Consider the following 18,809-nt stretch of genomic DNA (forward strand, 5'->3'; position numbering starts at 1 on the left):
GTGTATCGATGAGGTTAAGGCCATGCCCTTATACACAAGTCCGTCATTCCGGCATGGATTGCCGGAATCCAGGCTACAGGGAAGTTTAGAGCTTACCATCCCTGGCCTGGATACCATCTTCCCGGCGGGTATGACGGTATTTATGTATAACGATGAGGGTTAAGGCCGATGCGGCTGGCTTATAAAGGTAGGTTATTCGCCGCATCATCCTTAGGCTGGTTGTCTTTGATTTTTTGTAATTCCCGTTTTGTCCGCTCGTTAATGTCTTTACTTTGGGTCAAATAAATAGTGAAGAATTTGTCGGAATAGATTCGCCGCCATTCGGGACGTTGACTGAGAAAGGCATTGATCGGCAAATTGGTTTCAAAAATTGTCCAGGAGACATTGTATTCTTTGATCAGATCCAATAAAGGTTCTGCCCCTTTTTCGAGCGAGGTGGTCTTAAAATGTTTTTCGATGAACGGGTCGCCATACAGTTCGCCGCGTGAGTCGATAAACACCGGATAATCGTAGTAAATCAGGTACGGGCTAAGCGAATAGCTGTTTAGCATGTTACCTAGAACCGGTTTTTCATCCTGTAAGGCGGCGAGCAATTTTCCCAAGTGGATGTTCGCTTTGGTCTCTATCGTTCTGGCGGGAAGGTAGAACGATAGAGCCGTCAGATATAAACCGATGGCTAACCAATGCTTTATATTTTTGGGATAAAGTGAGTCGATGGAGAAATCCGCTGGGCGATTCAATTGTTTGCTGAGTGGGGTTGCCAGGATCAAGGGCGATAAAAACGGCAGCAGATCGGTGGCAAAACGAATATATTTGAGTGAAAGATGGAGCAGACCGAGTAGGAAGATCAATCGGAAGGGGGGGAGGGTCAAGCCTTTACATAAGGTAAAACCGATAAATCCCAAGAGCCAGAACTCCAGCGGCTGGAAGCCATGAAAATTGGGCGAAGCCCACTCGACGATGTGATCAATCACATAGGTTTGATCGGTCAGCTTGAATGGAAGCAAAAGTCCGTCGATGCCATGGGGATTGGCCAGCAGCGCCGACAGGCTGAGCAAAAAGAATAGCAGCCAGCGCCGCAATTCCTTAAGCCGCAAGGCGCTGTCTTTGATGGCGAAGGCCGATTCGGCCGCAAAATAGAGTATGAAAGGAATGCCCAGGATGAAACTGCCGTGCATGTTGGACCAAAAGACCATGACAAGCGCCAATGGATAGGGCGGATGCGTTTGGTTTTCGCTGGCTTTGATCAATTCCGCCGTCCAAAACACCATGATGGGTAAAATCAGGATGTGCGGCCTGGGCATGATGTGAGGCGTCAGCAAAAAGTAGGCGAACAGTACAAAAATAATACAGCTGTTGATACTGATCCGTTTGACCAGAAAATTGCACATTGACCACATGGCCAAGGTGATCGCTAAGGTTGCGAGCAAAACAAGTCCCGGCCATCCGGCTACGCTGAAGACCGCATATAATATGATGGCCGACAGCCACTCATGGGAAACCCAGGGCATATTGGCGGCGGTATACGAGAAAATGCCCGTTGTTGGAATCCGGTGATTGTCCAGAATCCATTCGCCGACTTTGATGTGCCAGTAAGTATCGTCCCCTGTGCCGCAGAACGCGGCTATCAGCCAAGTTAAATAGGCCAGAAGCACGAGAATAAAAATTTCGGTTTTAGGCGATTGTTTATTGACGATTAGGCTACTTGTATTGGGGCGCATGTCAGGTTTTCGTCTTAAGTTATTTCTAATGAAAAATTGTAGACTAAAGTCCGTCGATAACAGTTATTTTTCGTTTGGCTTAACGCTCAACCAACTGCGGTGCAGTTCTTGAATTTTGGCATGGACCAATGCCGCTGAGGCGGAAGATGATTTTTGTTGCTGCTTACCGAACACCAGCCAGGGATCGTCCCAATAAAGCAGCGCGTATTTCTGGTCGTTTAGCAATTTTTCCACCTGGTTCAGGTAGTCTGTGATATGTAAATGCAGGTGATGTGCCAATGATCCGATTTCTCCCGGATTATCAGACGTTATTTTAAGCGTCGGACTATCGAGCCTGAGTACGATAAAATCCGCCTGGTCTATTTTGTCAGGAAAGCCATAGATTGAATCTCTTTGAGTAAAATGCGCACCCAAATTTACCTGGGCCGATAGCGCTCCGTTGCCGATGATTTCCTTTACTACGTACTCTCTTTTATCAAACGGTGTAATGACGCTAATCGGTCGCCAATAATTGACAGCGCCCGTTAAGGGGAGCGGCGCGGCAAAGTAAGCCAATACCAGTCCCAAGCAAAGCGTCAATTTTAAGATGCCTGCCGCCGAGAGCGCTCTTAAAAAAGGGTGAATCTTCTGGAGGCCAAAAATAGCTGCCACTGTCAGCAAGGGGATCATGGTCACGGAGTGATAGCTGAAAATCCGACGAGGCATCGGATTGGCAGATAATAAATTCGCCAAAAGATCGCCGGTTATTGGAATCAGCCAGACAGGCGCGGCAACAGGAAGAAATAAAAAAGGCGCCAGTAAACCGAAGAGATAGATCCATCCTTTCATCGTCAGCAACACTGTTTCCATCACTTTCAATGGATGCATAAAAAGATTTGCAATCACGTCGGACAGTGATTTCCCTAACCAGCTATAGCGCAAAGCGCTCGAATGCATGTTTTTAACCGGGGTTATCATCAGATGCTGGCCGGTTGGCGAGTAAGACGGCATGACGACGCCAATGATCAGGGCCGCCATCATGATGCCGATGACCGCAAATCCTGTGCCGACTCGCCAGTTTTTGTGCACAACGCCATAGAGAAATCCAAAACCCGCAACCGTTAAGCCAAAATGTTCCTTGCAGGCCATCAGAAAAATGCTGGAAACGATCAAGAGTGACAAACGTTTTTGCGTTATTGCGTACAAACCGATGCAAATAAAAAAAGTCGCCAGGCTGACTTCATGAAAATCCCAGGTTGCGGCGGCAATCACAAACGGATTCAGCAGATAGATTAATGCCCAAATGAATGCGTTTTTTTCTGAACGCGTGACATGTTGCGCGATCGCAAAAATCGGCAGGGCGGAAAAAGCAAGCGCTGCAGATTGGCTCAAGATCAACCAATGCACGCTCGGATAGATTTTGTAAAGGGGCACGAAAAGATACAATATGGGCTGGAAATGGATGCCCAACCAATTCATCGTTTGTCCGGAAGCATTGAAACTGTTGAGAAGGGCTCCTCCTTGACTGGCTGTCCAGATGGCCTGATCATAACAGCCCAAGTCATAAAGGGATGTCCGATATCCCCAATGACGCCATATTCCTAAAAAACTAAAAATTGCGAAATAGCTAAGGCTGCAGCCCCAAAGAGCAATATGCCATTTGTTAAGGATCAAACGCATAGACATAAAAGGCTTCTGCCTTTTTTGCAGTTACTCTGAAAAAGGTTCGACAGTGTGCTGATGACAATTGGCATATTTATAAGAGCCTTTCAGTCAGTAGTTTTTTCAATAAAATAACGAGGCCGCTGTTTGGTCTCTTTATAAATCTTTCCGATATATTCACCGAGCACGCCAATGCATAAGACTTGTATGCCGCCCAGAAAATAAATCGGCAGAATCGTCGACGCCCAACCGGGAACCATCGCATCGGTCAGCAACGCGTTTGTCAATACCCAAATTCCCATGACAGCGCTGAGCAAGAAGACCACAAAACCCAGTGCCGTTATCATTCGCAGCGGCACGACCGAAAAGGAAGTGATGCCGTTCAACGCCAAAGCCAGCATTTTTTTAAACGGATATTTACTGGTGCCCGCAAATCTGGCCGTCCTGTCATAATAGACGATGGATGATTTAAAGCCGAGCAGCGGTATGATGCCGCGCAAGAATAGGTTGACCTCGTTGAACTCGCGTAATCCTTCAATGGCGGGGCGTCCCATCAAGCGAAAATCGGCATGATGTTGGATGATTTCGCCCCCCATCAATCGCAATACTTTGTAAAATAAATCGGCTGTCGTTCTTTTAAAAAAAGAATCGGAGTTGCGTTGTTTGCGCACCCCGTAAACAATCTGGACTTTGCGCAGATTGAAGTCATCGACCATCTGTTCGATTACGGACACATCGTCCTGAAGGTCGGCGTCTATACTGACTATGGCATCTCCTTCGGCTGTCAAAAGCCCCGCAAGCAGGGCATGTTGATGGCCGACGTTACGCGAAAGTTTGATACCGGTGACACTAGGCTGATGTTTACTGAGGTTTTCAATGATATCCCAGGTACGGTCAGTGCTCCCATCATCGATATAATAAATCCTGCTGTCCGGATTGACCTTTCCTTGATCAAGCAGGCGGTCAATTAACTGCGTCAGCCTGTTATTGGTTTCATCGAGGACTTCTTGCTCATTGTAGCAGGGAACAGCGATGGCTAATTTCATCATGGCAAAGTCATTTTTTTAGATTAACTGACGCGTCTCAAATAACCATCGGGAGCCACTGTAATCAATAATTTATTCTGGATGCTTTTGTCGATTGCGAATTCTGGATGCTCACGCAAGTATTCCCAAACCGCGGTTTTCGGATTGTTACCGGGTCCCCAGGGGCGATCGGGAAACATCGATTTTGGCAGGTCTTCGATAATGGTATCAAATACCACACAATAACTTCCCTCTGATACGAGTGGCGCATAAGCTTTCAACTCGGCGAGCACATGCTCGTGGGTATGATTGCTGTCCAGGCAGACCAACACCTTTTGTTTGCTTGCCGCTTTCTCTTGAACCTTATGGATGATGTCGTCGGCGATGCTTGAGCCCTGAAGCAGGGAAATCCGTTTGAACATGGGATGCGCCTCGATCGCCGCGCGATTATGCGGACGAATGTCGATGTCGACACCCAATACCTCAGCGTCGGCAGGACCGCCGCAAGCGGCATTCAATTCGAGCATCGAGGCCGAAAAAATCAGCGAGCCGCCATGCGCGATGCCGGTTTCGATGATCAGGTCAGGCTGGACGGACCAGATGATCTCCTGCATCGCGATGATGTCCTGCGGATATTGAATAATCGGGCGGCCGAGCCATTCAAAGTGATAGGAATATTTGTAAGAGTTTACCTCGGTTATCCATCGGTTAGAGAATTTTTCCAATTCCGGATCCGCTCCTTGCAAATTGATCTCGTTTTCGCATTCTTTTTTAAATTGATCGTACATCGGTATCATCGCTATGGAAATTTTTATGGTCTAAAAGATCGAATTTAAGTGGCTTTATGAAATTAAACGGCTCTGATGATTCTCGCCGGATTGCCTACAGCGACGACGCCAGCAGGAAGACTTCGCGTCACAACAGCGCCAGCTGCAACAATCGTATCATGGCCGATGGTCAATTTCGGCAGCACCACCGCTCCTGCGCCGATAAAGACATTATTGCCCAAAGTAATACAGCCACATAGCGTTGCGGCGGGTGCAAGATGTATGCCATCCCCTAATAAACATTCATGATCGACATTGGCGCCATGATTGATAATACAGCCTTCACCCAAACGCGTATCGGCAGCAACCACGGATTGCGCCATGATCTGTGAGCCGGCGCCTAATATCGAGGATCTGCTGACTGTGGCATCGGGATGCACCAAAGTACCTAAGGTGACATCATGCTGCTTAAACAGTTTATGTATATCCAGTCTATCCTTGCCTCTTCCTCCCCCTATTGCTGCCAGGCCGGCGACAGTCTCACCTCTATTAAGCTCACGCCAGCGCAAAAATCCTTTTAAGCCCACAAACAAGGGAACATTGGGCAATACCGATTCCGCTTCAGGATTATTATCGAATAATGCAACGACGTTGCCGCCAAGTAACGTAATCAGTTCAGCCAACACCTTGGCGTGACCCGAGCTGCCCCAAAGAATGTAACGCTTTATAGGGTCACTCATTTAACAAGGCGCGGATTATTTGTACGATTCGATCCTGCTCAGTCGAGGTTTGATCATGAAAGCTTGGCAAATTAATCGCACGTTGAGGTATGCGCCAAGCATTCATATTTTGCGGTACAGGATCAAACATGGGCAGGCCGGATAGAGGGTGAAAAAACACGCGCGCATCAATATTGTCACTGGCAAAAGCCGCAAAAAGGTCTTCGCGGGTTATGCCCGTTTGCTCGTCAAAAACCACGGTCGGCATCCAAGCGCCGTTGACAGTCCCCGTGGGTTCTGGGTTGATTTTTATAGGGGACAAATCGTTTAGATTCTGGCGGTAGTAAAGCAGTATCTCCTGTTTACGGGCAATCAGCTCTTCGATCCTATCCATCTGTGCACAGCCGATAGCCGCCTGGATATTGGACATTTTGTATTTGAACCCGACCTGGTCCGGCCAGAATTGCTTGGATTGGCCATGCGCGCGGCCATGGTTCGAAAGCGTGAGTACGGCCTCATAGAGATCGGCGTCGTCGGTGACAAACATGCCGCCTTCGCCCGTCGTTAACGTCTTGGTTCCATGAAACGAAAAGCAGCCAAACAAGCCCATGCTGCCTGCTCTTTTGCCGTGATAGACGGAGCCAATCGCTTCGGCGGCATCTTCAATGACCGGGATGCCATGTCTTGCGCCTATTGCCAGCAATTTATCCATTTCACAGAGATTGCCATAGAGATGGACGGCAATGATGGCCTTGGTTCGGGGCGTAATGGCGGCTTCGGCTTTTTCCGGGTCGATACACCAACTGTCGGCTAGAATATCGACAAACACCGGCTTTGCCCCCAAATGCACGATGGGCGCCGCCGTGGCAATCCAGTTGGTATCCGCTAGGATAATCTCATCGCCGGGACCAATACCCAAAGCCGAAAGGCCCATATGTAACGCACCGGTGCAACTGGATGTCGCAATGGCAAAATTTACCCCCAAATGGGCTTTAAAAGCTTGCTCAAAACGGGCGATGTACTCATAGCACCTTTCTCCCCATCCGTGTCTGGCCGCATCGGTTGCATAAGCAACTTCCAATTCCGTGATGGAGGGTTTTGTATAGGGTATGCGCGCCTTCATGAAATTTCCAGATAAGGAATTGCCGTTACGAATTGTCCCCCCCAGTTACGGATATAGCCAAGCTGCTGCATGATTTCTTTTCTCAGATTCCAGGGAAAAACGACAACATAATCCGGTCTGTCTGTCTGCAAAAGATCTTCGGCAACGATCGGAATTCGGCTTCCGGGAAGGTACTTGTTTTGTTTTGCAGGATTGCGATCGACAACGTAGGCGATCAAATCGGGACGAACCCCGGCATAATTGAGCAGGGTATTGCCTTTGGCGGCGGCGCCATAAGCGGCGACTTTTTTACCCTGGCTCGCCGCATCGAGTAAAAAGGTCACGAAATCATTTTTTATGCGATTGACCCGAGTCTGGAAATCGCGGTAATAAGCGTCGGTACTTAAGCCCGCATTGTGTTCGGCGGCAAGCAGCTCTCCGACTTTTGCACTGATAGGCCGGCTTCCGGTATCTCGGCGTTGAGCGAAAACGCGTAGGCTGCCGCCATGTGTGGGCAATGCTTCCACATCAAATGCCGTCAGGCCGTTGCGTTCGAAAATGGCCAGGACTGCAATCAGCGAAAGGTAGGAAAAGTGCTCATGGTATATCGTATCGAATTGATTTTCTTGAATCAGCCGCATTAAATGAGGGAATTCGAAGGTTGCGATCCCGTCATGATTCAATAACACGGCAAAGCCGGATAGAAAATCGTTGATGTCCGGTACGTGCGCAAGCACATTGTTGGCGGCGATCAGGTCGGCCGTTTTACCTTCAGCAGCTAATTGCCGCGCGAGGCGAACGCCAAAAAAATCCTCGATGATGCCGATGCCTTTCGCTCTAGCCGCCTGGGCCGTGGCGGCCGTGGGTTCGATTCCCAAACAGGGAATACGGTGAGCCATGACGTACTGCAGCAGATAGCCGTCGTTTGCGGCGATTTCAATTACATGGGAGTTTTCGTTTAAGCCGAAACGGGCGATCATGGTAGCGACATAACGTTCGGCATGCTGCAGCCAGGATAGCGAAAAAGAGCTGAAATAGGCGTATTCGGCATCGAAAAGCGTTTCTGCGCCGACGCAATCCTCGGTCTGGACGAGCCAGCATTGGGTGCATACCAAAATCCGTAGCGGATACCATTTTTCGGGGGTGTGTAAAGCCGCTTCGGTCAGATAGGCGTTGGAAGGCGGCGCGCTGCCCAGATCGATCAGCGGCAATTGCAGGTTGGCGCCGCAGTGACGGCATTTCATAAAGTCAGTCCTTCAAACTGCGAGTTAAGCATCGGGTGAGTCCGGTCGCGTTCGGAAATTTCTGCGATAGGCAATGGCCATGCAATTTCCAATAGTGGATCAAGCGCATGGAGCGCGCCTTCGCAATCGTGTGCATAAGGCATCGTATGTAGATACAGCAGCTCGCAATCGCGGGCCAAGGTCTGGAAACCATGTGCAAAGCCTGCGGGAATCAGCAAGCTGCGCTGATTATCGGCGGATAAGATTTCACCATGCCAGTGCAGAAAAGTCGGCGATTCCTTGCGTAAATCGACCGCCACATCGAAAATTGAGCCGCGCACGCAGCTAACAAATTTGTCTTCAGCGAATGGCGGATACTGGAAATGCATACCTCGCACCGAGCCTTTCAAATGCGTCAGCGAATGATTCATCTGTGCAATCGGCCTCGTCAAACCCACCCGGCCAAAATCCTCGGCGCAAAAGAAACGGCTGAAAAATCCTCGGCTATCTTCAATCGGTTTCCGTTGTACCAATGTCAGCCCCGGCAAAGGTGTCGGAAAAAAATCGAAGCGTTTCATGGATGACCTTCTGCGCTGAATCCATTATAGGTGTGGATTTGCCTCAAGGTGAATTCGCGCATGTCGTGACCGGCACGATAGGCGTTATTCCACGCCAGGCATTTTTCAAGGCTGGTATCAAGTCGCCAACGAGGTTTCCAGCCAAGTTTGCTTCGCGCCTTGCTGCTATCCAGCTTAAGAAAGGCCGCCTCATGCGGTTGTGCCGAGAGATCAACTTGCCAATTTGCGCCGGGTCTGCCGGCGACAAGATGTTCGACAATCCATTGGACTGAGCGGGCCTCTTCATCACTCGGGCCAAAATTCCAGGCTTCGGCAAAATTGTCGCGATCTTCGTATAATTTTTTTCCGAGCATCAGGTAGCCGGCCAAGGGTTCGAGGACATACTGCCAGGGACGCACCGAATTGGGCGAGCGAATCACCACGGTTTGGCCGGCGTCAAAAGCGCGCAGAATATCGGGAATCAGTCGATCGTTAGACCAGTCGCCGCCGCCGATCACATTTCCTGATCTGACGCTGGCCAAGGCTACGCCGGCTTCGGATAAAAATGACCGCCGGTAAGCCGACGTCACCAGTTCGGCACAAGCCTTGCTGCTGGAGTAGGGGTCATGCCCTCCCATCGGTTCGTTTTCGCGGTAGGCCCAGAGCCATTCCTGATTCTCGTAGCATTTATCCGTCGTCACGTTGATAACGGCGCGAACGCTGGGCGTTTTTCGAACGGCTTCCAGCACATTCACCGTCCCCATTACATTGATGGCATAGGTTTCGACGGGATCGGCATAGGAGTGCCTGACCAAAGGCTGCGCTGCCAGATGAAAAACCAAATCGGGTTGTGCGGCGTGCATCGCCTTTTCCAGCCGACTGCTATCGCGTATATCGGCAATCGTGCTTGCAGCCAGCGCTTGGCCGACGTTGGCCACTGTAAATAAGTTGGGTGTAGTAGAGGGATTCAAGGCATAGCCGAATACGGACGCTCCGAGCTCTTGCAACCAAAGAGCGAGCCAGCCGCCTTTGAATCCTGTGTGGCCGGTCAGAAAAATTCTTTTGCCGCGCCAGAATCCGGGATTGATTACCATACTTTCCAGGGCGCCTTGCCGTCTTGCCAAAGCGCTTCCAAATGATTTTTGTCGCGCAGGGTGTCCATCGGTTGCCAGAAGCCTCGATGCTGGTAAGCCATCAGTTCTCCTTCGGCGGCAAGCCGACCGAGCGGCCCGCTTTCCCAGGAAGTTGAGTCGTCCGACAACAATTCCAGGCAACTCGGGGACAAGACAAAAAAACCGCCGTTAATCCAGGCGCCGTCACCTGGCGGCTTTTCGACAAAGCCCAGCACTTCGTTTCCTGCCATGTCCAGAGAGCCATAGCGGCCTTGCGGCTGCACCGCGGTCACGGTCGCCTTTTTACCATGTTGCCGGTGAAAAGCAATCAGGGCAGAAATATCGATATCGGCAACGCCGTCCCCATAGGTAAAGCAAAATGCCGATTCGTCTTTAATATACTCGGACACGCGTTTCAAGCGACCGCCGGTCATGGTGTGATCGCCGGTATCGACCAGCGTTACCCGCCAAGGTTCGGCATGGTGCTGATGCACTTCCATCTGGTTATTGCGCATATCGAAGGTCACATCGGACATATGCAGAAAATAATTGGCAAAGTATTCCTTGATCATGTAACCCTTGTAGCCGCAGCAGACAATGAACTCATTGATGCCGTGCGCCGAATAGGTCTTCATGATGTGCCAAAGGATAGGCCGCCCCCCGATTTCGATCATCGGTTTCGGACGCAGTACGGTTTCCTCAGTGATACGGGTGCCGAGTCCTCCGGCTAAAATAATGGCTTTCATGAAACACCGTATTCCTTGGCCGGACGAAAAACAAAGCGCTTCATCAAAATAAAAGACAAAACGACATTGACCGGCAATACCGCGATGCCGGCAACATAATCGCCGGTATCCTCTCTGATTATGGAGATCAGCTCGATATTGACGAAATAAATGGATGCCCAGACCGATACATAGCGGAAGAAGTCGCCCCCGGTTTTGAACACGGCCAGCCTGTGGCTGTTAAAGCTGAAAACGATGCCCACCAGCAGAGAGAGTAAAGACGCCCACGGATAAGCTAAACCGGTGTAAAGCAGCAGCCAATAAACGCCGATTCCGAAGGCGGTGTTGACAACGCCAACCGCCAGGAAGCGCAGCAGGATGCCTGGGTTGCGGAGTGATATCATCTTTGCTGACACGCGGGCATGAATTTTCGGAAATGATCCAGGTACAGATAAAACAGGTGTTTCCCCGCACGCGTTTGCCAGTCGTTGATCCGCATCCTGATCGAGTCGACAACACTCAATTTGATCCGATGCTTGTCGGCGATGCTATTGAGTTCTGACCGCGTTTTTGAAAAATCGCGCATGGACGTGTTCGACGCATGGAAACGAATCGCATAGCAAGGCCTGTCAATCACATAATGGTATAAGCCTTGGCCGATCGCAATCGAAAAGTCGATATCGGCGGTAAAATAAAACGCGCTTTCGTATTTATGGCCTTTGACGGCGGCGGCGCGCACCAAAAGCGGCACTCCAAACAGGTTGCGGCAAGTCCGGATTGAAGTCTTGGCGATCGTGTCTGATGCCACCTTACCCATCGTTTTGAATTTTTTGCGCGCGATTGTCTGTGAGTTGCCGTCTATCCAGTTGAGATGGGAATAAACGGCACAGAGTTCGGGGTCGTTTTCAAGCAGGGTTAAACTGTCCTCAACTGCGCGCGCATCGGCATACATATCGTCATGCGAAAGGATGGCATAGTATTTGGTATCGCACAAATCCAGGCATTGATTGAAGTTGGGGATCATGCCGATATCGGTTGCGTTCGTGATATATTCGATCCGCCGATCCGCCAGATATTTGCTGCACAGGCTGTCAGTACTGTCGGTGGACCGGTTATCCAGGATCAACAGGCGCCAGTTCTGAAACGATTGCGCAAGAATCGATTGGATGCATTCTTCGATGTAAGGCACTCCATTTCTAACCGGTATAAAAAAAGTCACCAAAGGATTCATGCGTAAAAATTCTTCAGGGCAGAGGTCTTAGGGGGAGGCGGCTTAACGGCTTACATTCAACGCAAAAAACAAAGGAAGCAAGACACAGTCATTAGCCGACCATGTTAATTTTTTGCGATTCCAAAGTCAAAATTAGTGGCAGTGGAGCTGTTAATTTATAGGATAGTCTAAATTTATAAGATGTATTCAATTGGCAACAATGGTCTTCTGTGACTCGTCGACTCAAACCGCGTGGCCAATCTTTTCAGGGTTGTAAATCGATGAAAACATAGGAAAATTTAAGTTTGCAACCAATAGTCTTTATTGCCGTGCAAGCCAAAGCCGTGTATCGGGCTCTACTGATCAGCTGTAGCGTGTATTTTCTTGCCATGCTGCTACTGGGTATCGATAGGCACTGGAGCTTTAAAGCTTCCGTCAATGATACCGGCGCCTTCAGTCAGGCCATTTGGAGCATTCTAAACAACGGCGCGCCCATGGTGACTATCGGCACCGCTGAACCCTATCATTGGTTCGGCGTCCATTTTCATCCATGGCTTTACCTCTATGCGCTCCTCTATAAAATTTATCCGGGACCGGAATGGCTGATATTGACGCAGTCACTCGCGATCGCATCGACGGCGCTGCCGATCTACAAAACCGGTTTAAGACTCGGTTATACGCATTGGCAGTCTTTTTCCTGGACACTGGGGGTTCTGCTCAATCCTTTTGTGCTCAGCGCCGCCCAATGGGACTTTCATCCCGTGACTGTGGCAACGCCGTTCATCGCCTGGTTTTGTTACTGCCTTACGGATTGTTTTTACCGCTTCTCGGTTTCGATATTCTCCTGATCGGCTCCGCCGACTTCGCGGCAAATGCGTTGTCCTTACTCGATTTGCAGCGCAGCATGAATAGCAAGTCCGATACGTCCCTGTAGCCTGGATTCCGGCAATCCCGGAATGACGGAGTTGTGTATAAAGGTATGGGTTTAATCCAGCCAGCGAATGATGTGGTCTTCAAGTCTTTTAACCTGGGTTTCGGGGATCGCGTAGCTACCGATCGAAACGCCCGCGCGCTGCGCACCGTCGCGGCGGCCCGAGACTAACGGATGCCATGAAGGCAGGTCCTCCCCTTCGGACAGCAGCCGGTAAGCGCAGGTCGATGGCAGCCAGTGGAAAGCGTCGGGCGCGAGCTGCCGAACGTCCAGGCAGCGCGGCACCAGCTGAGTGCGCTCAGCATAGCGCGTGCAGCGACAGGTTTTCAGATTGATCAGATTGCAGGCCGCGCTGGTGAAATGAATCTCCCCGGTCTTTTCGTCCTCAAGCTTGTTCAGGCAGCACTTGCCGCAGTTGTCGCATAACGACTCCCACTCTTCGTCGGTCATTTCATGCAGCTTTTTGCTGTGCCAGAAATTCATCGCGTCGGCCTGCATCATGATCCGGTTTTATTTCAAAAACGAGCAGATATAATCGGTCGGTGCCTTGATCTTGACCGTGAATTGCGCATTGCCTGGTACATTGAACGATTCGCCGCCTTTGACGGTTTGCCAGTGCTGTGCGCCCGGCAGCCACACGTCGAGATCGCCGTCGAGGATTTCCATCAGTTCAGGATCGGCCGTATTGAATGTGTATTCGCCTGGCAGCATGAAGCCGAGCGTCTTGCTCGAGCCGTCCGCGAAACGGACCGTGCGGCTTGAAACGTTGCCGCCGAAGTAGACATTGGCCTTTTTGACGACTGTGACATTGCTGAATTCGGACATGGATACCTTGGTAAGAGTTAAGTTTTAGGGGCCGACATGATAGCAGATTATGGATTTTTTCGTTCAGTTTGAAAGCACTGATCGTGCCAGTCGTTCTGCAAATGACCAAAAAATCAAAACCTAGTTATTTACTGTGGAATCAAATAAGACTAAAATAGTCCTAATTAACGAGGGTGGATATGTTACGGGTAAGCAAACTGACCGATTATGCCACGGTGATTTTGAGTTTCATGGCGAAAGACGCCAGCGATGTGCATGCGGCGATCGAAATCGCGTCCGCGACCGGAATTGCCTTGCCCACGGTCAGTAAAATTCTTAAGCTGCTGGTTCATCAGAATGTGCTGATTTCGACGCGTGGCGCGAAAGGCGGTTACGCGCTGGCCAGTTCCCCGGACAAGATTACCGTCGCCCGGGTCATCAGCGCGCTGGAAGGGCCGATCGCGCTGACCGAGTGCAGCATTTCGCACGAGGGCTGTGAGCAGGCTTCGGGCTGCGGCATCCGCGGCAATTGGGGTTTGATCAATCGGGCGATACACAATGCACTGGAGTCGGTGACTCTGGCGGACATGATCCAGCCAGCGATGGCGCCGGCAGAAATTTTGATTCCGGTGGCGAGTTTATACGCCAAGGAAAAATTTGTTTAGTTTGGCGGAAAATGGCTTTGGCATTTTCCTTATTCAATGTAGAGAGTTTTTATGTCAGCAAGCGCTCAAGAAATCCAGAACCTGATCAGCCAGGAATACAAGCAAGGCTTCGTGACGGTCCTGGAAACCGAAACCTTCGCGCCGGGTCTCGACGAGGACGTGATTCACCGGTTGTCCAAGGTCAAGAACGAACCCGAATTCATGCTGGAGTGGCGTCTGAAGGCGTATCGCCATTGGCGGACGATGAAAACGCCGGAATGGGCCTTCGTCAAATTCCCGCCGATCGACTATCAGGCGATCAGCTATTATTCGGCGCCGAAACGCAAGGAAGACCGCCCGAAAAGCCTAGACGACATCGACCCGGAAGTGTTGGAAGCGTACAAGAAACTCGGCATTCCGCTCGACGAACAGGAGCGTCTGGCCGGCATCGCGGTCGATGCGGTGTTCGACAGCGTCTCGGTCGCGACGACTTTCAAGGAAAAACTGAAGGATGCCGGCATCATTTTTTGCCCGATTTCCGAAGCCTTACGCGATCATCCGGATCTGATCAAACAGTACCTTGGTTCGGTCGTGCCGCCTGGCGACAATTTTTTCGCGGCACTGAATTCGGCGGTGTTTACCGACGGTTCGTTCGTCTATATCCCGAAAGGCGTGCGCTGCCCGATGGAGTTGTCGACCTATTTCCGGATCAATGCGGCCAATACCGGGCAGTTCGAACGGACCTTGATCATCGCTGACGAGGGCAGCCATGTCTCTTACCTCGAAGGCTGCACCGCGCCGATGCGCGATGAAAACCAGCTGCATGCGGCGGTGGTCGAGTTGATCGCGCTGAAAGACGCGACGATCAAATATTCGACCGTGCAGAACTGGTATCCGGGCGACAAGGAAGGCAAGGGCGGCATCTACAACTTCGTGACCAAGCGGGCCGATTGCCGCGGCGACAACTCGAAAGTGTCCTGGACCCAGGTCGAAACCGGTTCGGCGATCACCTGGAAATACCCTAGCTGCGTGCTGACCGGCGACAACTCGATCGGCGAGTTTTACTCGGTCGCGCTGACCAACAATTATCAGCAGGCCGACACCGGCACCAAGATGATCCACATCGGCAAGAACACGCGCAGCACGATCGTGTCGAAAGGCATCTCGGCCGGCAAGGCGCAAAATACCTATCGCGGTCTGGTCAAGGTGCTGAAGAGCGCCGAGAATGCGCGCAACTACACGCAATGCGACTCTCTGTTGGTCGGCGACCGCTGCGGCGCGCATACGTTTCCGTATATCGAGGTCAAACAGCCGTCGGCGCAGGTCGAGCATGAAGCAACGACCTCGAAGATCAGCGAAGACCAGTTGTTCTTCTGCCAGCAACGCGGACTTTCGGCCGAGGATGCGGTGTCGATGATCGTGAACGGCTTCTGCAAGGAAGTGTTCAAGGAATTGCCGATGGAGTTTGCGGTCGAGGCGCAGGCGTTGTTGGGCTTGAGTCTGGAAGGTTCGGTCGGATAACGGCGCCTCTATTATTACGGCAATGGCATGAAGAAAGCAGATACTTATGTAACCCCCAATCAGGAAGAAGCCGGCAAATTTTTGCACGGCGCCCTGATGTGGCGCGGCTCGGTTACCCCGAGACTGCTGCCGGGGTTGTTATTGGCTTCCTGCTATCCGCTGATTCTGGCTTTGATCGATCGGTATTGGACACCGTTGCCGTATTTGAACGTCACGCCGTTTGAATATATCGGCGCCGTGCTCGGCGTAGTGCTGGTGTTCCGCACCAATGCCGGTTATGACCGCTGGTGGGAAGCGCGCAAGCTGTGGGGCGGCATCGTGAATGCGAGTCGGAACATTTTGCTGGCCGCGTTAAGTTACGGTCCGGACAATGCCGTTTGGCGGCGCGAAATCACTCAGTGGACGATCGCCTTTGCGTTTGCCTGCAAGGAATCGCTGCGCCAGAGCCAAAATTTCGATGAGTTGAAAGACTTGTTGACCTCCCAGCAAATTCAGGAACTGCAGGCGGCTCAACACATGCCGTACTTCGTGGCCGGAAAAATAGCAAAATTATTCGACCAAGCCTATCGTCGTCATGACATCAATGAGACGGTTTTTAAGGAATTGGAGCGACAAAGGACCTACCTGATCGATTGCCTCGGCGGCTGTGAAAGAATCCTGAAGACACCGATGCCTCTGGTTTACGCGATCAAGGCGCGCCGCTTCATCCTGATTTTTTTACTGCTGTTGCCTTTTTCATTGATCGAAAAAGCCGGCCTGAACAGTGTTTTGATTTTCTTGCTGGTCGCCTATCCCTTGCTTTCGCTGGACAGAATCGGCTTCGAATTGCAGTACCCGTTCTCGACGAATAGTCTGAGTCATTTGCCCTTGCACGGCATATGCAACACGATCAAGGCCAACGGCTTGGCCTTGCTGGAATCGGTGGCGGCAAGCAGGACGGATAACGAAAATTGATTTTAAAATTGGTAAAGATCTGGGTATAAGGCCCATTAAACAACACAGGTAAACGAAATGCTCAGCATAGAAAATCTCCACGTCAGCGTGGGCGACAAGCCGATTCTGAAAGGCATCAATCTGGAAATCAAGGCCGGCGAGATCCACGCGATCATGGGGCCGAACGGTTCCGGCAAAAGCACGTTGTCGCATGTACTGTCGGGCAAGGCCGGCTACACGGTCACTGAGGGTTCGGTGACCTATCAAGGCATGGATCTGATTGAGATGGCCCCGGAAATCCGTGCGCGCGAAGGCGTTTTTCTGGCGTTTCAATATCCGGTCGAAATTCCTGGCGTCAGCAACATTTATCTGCTGAAGGCCGCGCTGAATGCGATTCGCAAGCACCACGGCCAGCCGGAAGTCGATGCGATGGACTTTCTGACGCTGGTCAAGAACAAGGTCAAACTGCTGGAAATGGACGAGAAGTTTCTGTACCGCGCGGTCAACGAGGGCTTTTCCGGCGGCGAGAAGAAGCGCAACGAAATTCTGCAGATGGCGATCATGGAACCGAAACTGTGCATTCTCGATGAAACCGATTCGGGACTCGACATCGACGCGCTGAAGATCGTCGCCGACGGCGTCAATTCCTTGCGTTCGTCGGAACGTGCGTTCGTGATGGTGACCCATTATCAGCGCCTGCTCGACTACATCAAGCCGGACGTCGTGCATGTGCTGGCGCACGGCCGGATCGTGAAGTCAGGCGGTCCCGAACTGGCGCTGGAACTGGAAGAAAAAGGCTACGGCTGGCTCGAGGCGGCATGATGAGCGCAGTGACTCAAAACCGTTATGCGGCGGAATATGATGCGATCGCGCCGCAATTGCCGGGCCGGGATTTGCCGTGGCTGGCGAAGCGGCGCCGCGAGGCGCTCGCGCAGTTCTCGTCCGGCGGATTTCCGTCGCCGCGCGAGGAGGAATGGCGTTACACGAACGTTTCCGCGATCGAGAAAAAACTGTTTAAGCCTGCCTTGGCGCCGGCCTCCGGCCCAATCGACAAGGCATGGCTCGATGCATATCGCCTGCACGATGCCTGGTCCGTCGTGCTGCTGAATGGGCGCTTTTCGGCCGAGCTTTCACGGCTGGACGCTCTGCCCGAGGCGGTTTCGGTGCTCGGCATCGCGGAGGCGCTGGCCAAGCGGCCCGAGTTGATCGAGGAGCATTTGGGCAAGGCGGTTAAAGACAGCGAGCACGGTTTTGTCGCGTTCAATACGGCCTGGTTTTCTGATGGTGTGTTTATGCACGTTCCGGCCAAACACCTGCTTGCGAAGCCGTTGCAACTGTTGCATGTCGTGACCGAAGCCGAGGCGCTGGCGACCACGCGCAACCTGATCGTGATCGAGACGATGGCGCAGGCCGAAATCGTCGAAACCTATGTCGGCGCGGACTCTGCCTATCTGTCGGCGGCGGTGACCGAAGTGTTTGTCGGCGCGAATGCCGATCTGGCGCAGTATAAATTACAGGTTGAGTCGGACAAGGCCTATCACTTCGGCGGCGTCTATGTGGCCCAGGCGCGCGATGCCCGCTTTGCACATCATAACTTTGCGTTCGGCGGACTGCTGGCGCGCAGCGACATTCATGCCGATCTGGATCATGCCTCGGAATGTATCCTGAACGGACTGTATGTCGGCGGCAAGCGTCAGCATATCGACAACCATACGCGCATCGTTCACCAGAAGCCTTATGCGACCAGCCGAGAATTGTACAAAGGCGTGCTGGACGACAGGGCGCGCGGGGTGTTCCAGGGGAGGGTGATCGTGGCCGAAGATGCGCAAAAAACCGATTCGGAAATGAACAACCGCAATCTATTATTATCGACCGATGCGGAAGCGGACACCAAGCCGCAGCTGGAGATTTACGCAGATGACGTGAAGTGCGGGCATGGCGTGACGGTCGGTCAACTGGACGAAAAGTCGGTGTTTTATCTGCAATCCCGTTGCGTCGATGAAGAAACCGCGCGCAACATGCTGACCTTTGCGTTCGCTAATGAGATGGTCGATAAGATCAGGGTCAGGGAACTGCATGATCTGGTGTTGGGTGAACTTTTGCAGCGCTTTCCGCAGCAAGGCGTCGAAAAGGCATGGTTGTAATTTGTCGGCCGGGTTGCCTGCTAAGCGGCA

The 18,809-nt window shown here is 51.7% G+C and carries 20 protein-coding genes and 1 pseudogene; 6 read left to right on the forward strand and 15 right to left on the reverse strand.

Annotated elements, in window-relative coordinates:
* Positions 1–179: 179 nt before the first annotated feature.
* From ACEPPP_RS17795 to ACEPPP_RS17855, 13 genes and pseudogenes are all read right to left on the reverse strand, one after another.
* Entirely contained in the window at positions 180–1,721 is a 1,542-nt protein-coding gene (locus ACEPPP_RS17795) for a hypothetical protein (protein WP_374088705.1), read from the reverse strand.
* A 63-nt stretch (positions 1,722–1,784) separates the two neighbouring features.
* Positions 1,785–3,386, reverse strand: coding sequence for a DUF2079 domain-containing protein (locus ACEPPP_RS17800; RefSeq protein WP_374088706.1), 1,602 nt, complete (start codon positions 3,384–3,386; stop codon positions 1,785–1,787).
* Between the two features lie 83 nt (positions 3,387–3,469).
* Positions 3,470–4,411, reverse strand: coding sequence for a glycosyltransferase family 2 protein (locus ACEPPP_RS17805; protein ID WP_374088707.1), 942 nt, complete (start codon positions 4,409–4,411; stop codon positions 3,470–3,472).
* A 20-nt stretch (positions 4,412–4,431) separates the two neighbouring features.
* Entirely contained in the window at positions 4,432–5,175 is a 744-nt protein-coding gene (locus tag ACEPPP_RS17810) for a cephalosporin hydroxylase family protein (protein ID WP_374088708.1), read from the reverse strand.
* A gap of 62 nt (positions 5,176–5,237) precedes the next feature.
* Positions 5,238–5,894: an acetyltransferase gene (locus tag ACEPPP_RS17815; RefSeq protein WP_374088709.1), complete on the reverse strand. Its 657-nt coding sequence runs from the start codon at positions 5,892–5,894 to the stop codon at positions 5,238–5,240.
* Positions 5,887–6,996: a DegT/DnrJ/EryC1/StrS family aminotransferase gene (locus ACEPPP_RS17820; RefSeq protein ID WP_374088710.1), complete on the reverse strand. Its 1,110-nt coding sequence runs from the start codon at positions 6,994–6,996 to the stop codon at positions 5,887–5,889. The genes ACEPPP_RS17815 and ACEPPP_RS17820 overlap by 8 nt, the downstream gene beginning before the upstream one ends.
* Positions 6,993–7,955: a class I SAM-dependent methyltransferase gene (locus ACEPPP_RS17825; protein WP_374090942.1), complete on the reverse strand. Its 963-nt coding sequence runs from the start codon at positions 7,953–7,955 to the stop codon at positions 6,993–6,995. Before ACEPPP_RS17825 ends, ACEPPP_RS17820 begins: the two co-directional genes overlap by 4 nt.
* A 132-nt stretch (positions 7,956–8,087) precedes the next feature.
* Positions 8,088–8,219 (reverse strand): annotated as a pseudogene (locus ACEPPP_RS17830) (SAM-dependent methyltransferase); the annotation flags it as partial.
* Positions 8,216–8,776 (reverse strand): dTDP-4-dehydrorhamnose 3,5-epimerase, encoded by a 561-nt coding sequence (gene rfbC, locus ACEPPP_RS17835; RefSeq protein ID WP_374088711.1) that lies wholly within the window; start codon positions 8,774–8,776, stop codon positions 8,216–8,218. The gene rfbC and the pseudogene ACEPPP_RS17830, both read right to left, overlap by 4 nt.
* On the reverse strand, positions 8,773–9,849 hold the full coding sequence (gene rfbG, locus ACEPPP_RS17840) for a CDP-glucose 4,6-dehydratase (RefSeq protein ID WP_374088712.1): 1,077 nt from the start codon (positions 9,847–9,849) through the stop codon (positions 8,773–8,775). Before rfbG ends, rfbC begins: the two co-directional genes overlap by 4 nt.
* Complete coding sequence (gene rfbF, locus ACEPPP_RS17845) at positions 9,843–10,613, reverse strand: glucose-1-phosphate cytidylyltransferase (RefSeq protein WP_374088713.1); 771 nt, start codon at positions 10,611–10,613, stop codon at positions 9,843–9,845. The genes rfbG and rfbF overlap by 7 nt, the downstream gene beginning before the upstream one ends.
* Positions 10,610–11,008, reverse strand: coding sequence for a GtrA family protein (locus ACEPPP_RS17850; protein WP_374088714.1), 399 nt, complete (start codon positions 11,006–11,008; stop codon positions 10,610–10,612). The genes rfbF and ACEPPP_RS17850 overlap by 4 nt, the downstream gene beginning before the upstream one ends.
* Positions 10,993–11,781 (reverse strand): glycosyltransferase, encoded by a 789-nt coding sequence (locus ACEPPP_RS17855; protein WP_374088715.1) that lies wholly within the window; start codon positions 11,779–11,781, stop codon positions 10,993–10,995. Before ACEPPP_RS17855 ends, ACEPPP_RS17850 begins: the two co-directional genes overlap by 16 nt.
* Before the next feature lie 326 nt (positions 11,782–12,107).
* Between ACEPPP_RS17855 and ACEPPP_RS17860 the strand changes: the two genes are divergently transcribed.
* Positions 12,108–12,650 (forward strand): DUF2079 domain-containing protein, encoded by a 543-nt coding sequence (locus ACEPPP_RS17860; protein ID WP_374088716.1) that lies wholly within the window; start codon positions 12,108–12,110, stop codon positions 12,648–12,650.
* 137 nt (positions 12,651–12,787) lie between these two features.
* Here ACEPPP_RS17860 and ACEPPP_RS17865 read toward each other — a convergent pair whose 3' ends face one another.
* Both ACEPPP_RS17865 and ACEPPP_RS17870 read right to left on the reverse strand, forming a co-directional pair.
* Positions 12,788–13,216, reverse strand: coding sequence for a YcgN family cysteine cluster protein (locus tag ACEPPP_RS17865; protein WP_374090943.1), 429 nt, complete (start codon positions 13,214–13,216; stop codon positions 12,788–12,790).
* 27 nt (positions 13,217–13,243) lie between these two features.
* Entirely contained in the window at positions 13,244–13,558 is a 315-nt protein-coding gene (locus ACEPPP_RS17870) for a pyrimidine/purine nucleoside phosphorylase (RefSeq protein WP_374088717.1), read from the reverse strand.
* Between the two features lie 179 nt (positions 13,559–13,737).
* On the opposite strand from ACEPPP_RS17870, the gene ACEPPP_RS17875 reads away from it, so the two are divergent.
* From ACEPPP_RS17875 to sufD, 5 genes are read left to right on the forward strand one after another with little or no spacing between them, the layout of a single operon-like run.
* On the forward strand, positions 13,738–14,202 hold the full coding sequence (locus ACEPPP_RS17875) for an SUF system Fe-S cluster assembly regulator (RefSeq protein ID WP_374088718.1): 465 nt from the start codon (positions 13,738–13,740) through the stop codon (positions 14,200–14,202).
* A 51-nt stretch (positions 14,203–14,253) separates the two neighbouring features.
* Positions 14,254–15,702: a Fe-S cluster assembly protein SufB gene (sufB, locus tag ACEPPP_RS17880; RefSeq protein ID WP_374088719.1), complete on the forward strand. Its 1,449-nt coding sequence runs from the start codon at positions 14,254–14,256 to the stop codon at positions 15,700–15,702.
* A gap of 27 nt (positions 15,703–15,729) precedes the next feature.
* Complete coding sequence (locus ACEPPP_RS17885; RefSeq protein ID WP_374088720.1) at positions 15,730–16,656, forward strand: bestrophin family protein; 927 nt, start codon at positions 15,730–15,732, stop codon at positions 16,654–16,656.
* A gap of 57 nt (positions 16,657–16,713) precedes the next feature.
* Positions 16,714–17,457, forward strand: a complete 744-nt coding sequence (gene sufC / locus ACEPPP_RS17890; RefSeq protein ID WP_374088721.1) for a Fe-S cluster assembly ATPase SufC — start codon at positions 16,714–16,716, stop codon at positions 17,455–17,457.
* Complete coding sequence (gene sufD / locus ACEPPP_RS17895) at positions 17,457–18,779, forward strand: Fe-S cluster assembly protein SufD (RefSeq protein ID WP_374090945.1); 1,323 nt, start codon at positions 17,457–17,459, stop codon at positions 18,777–18,779. Before sufC ends, sufD begins: the two co-directional genes overlap by 1 nt.
* The last annotated feature ends 30 nt before the right edge of the window (positions 18,780–18,809 follow it).

The organism is Methylomicrobium lacus (assembly GCF_041897535.1).
Classification (GTDB): Bacteria; Pseudomonadota; Gammaproteobacteria; order Methylococcales; family Methylomonadaceae; genus Methylomicrobium; species Methylomicrobium lacus_A.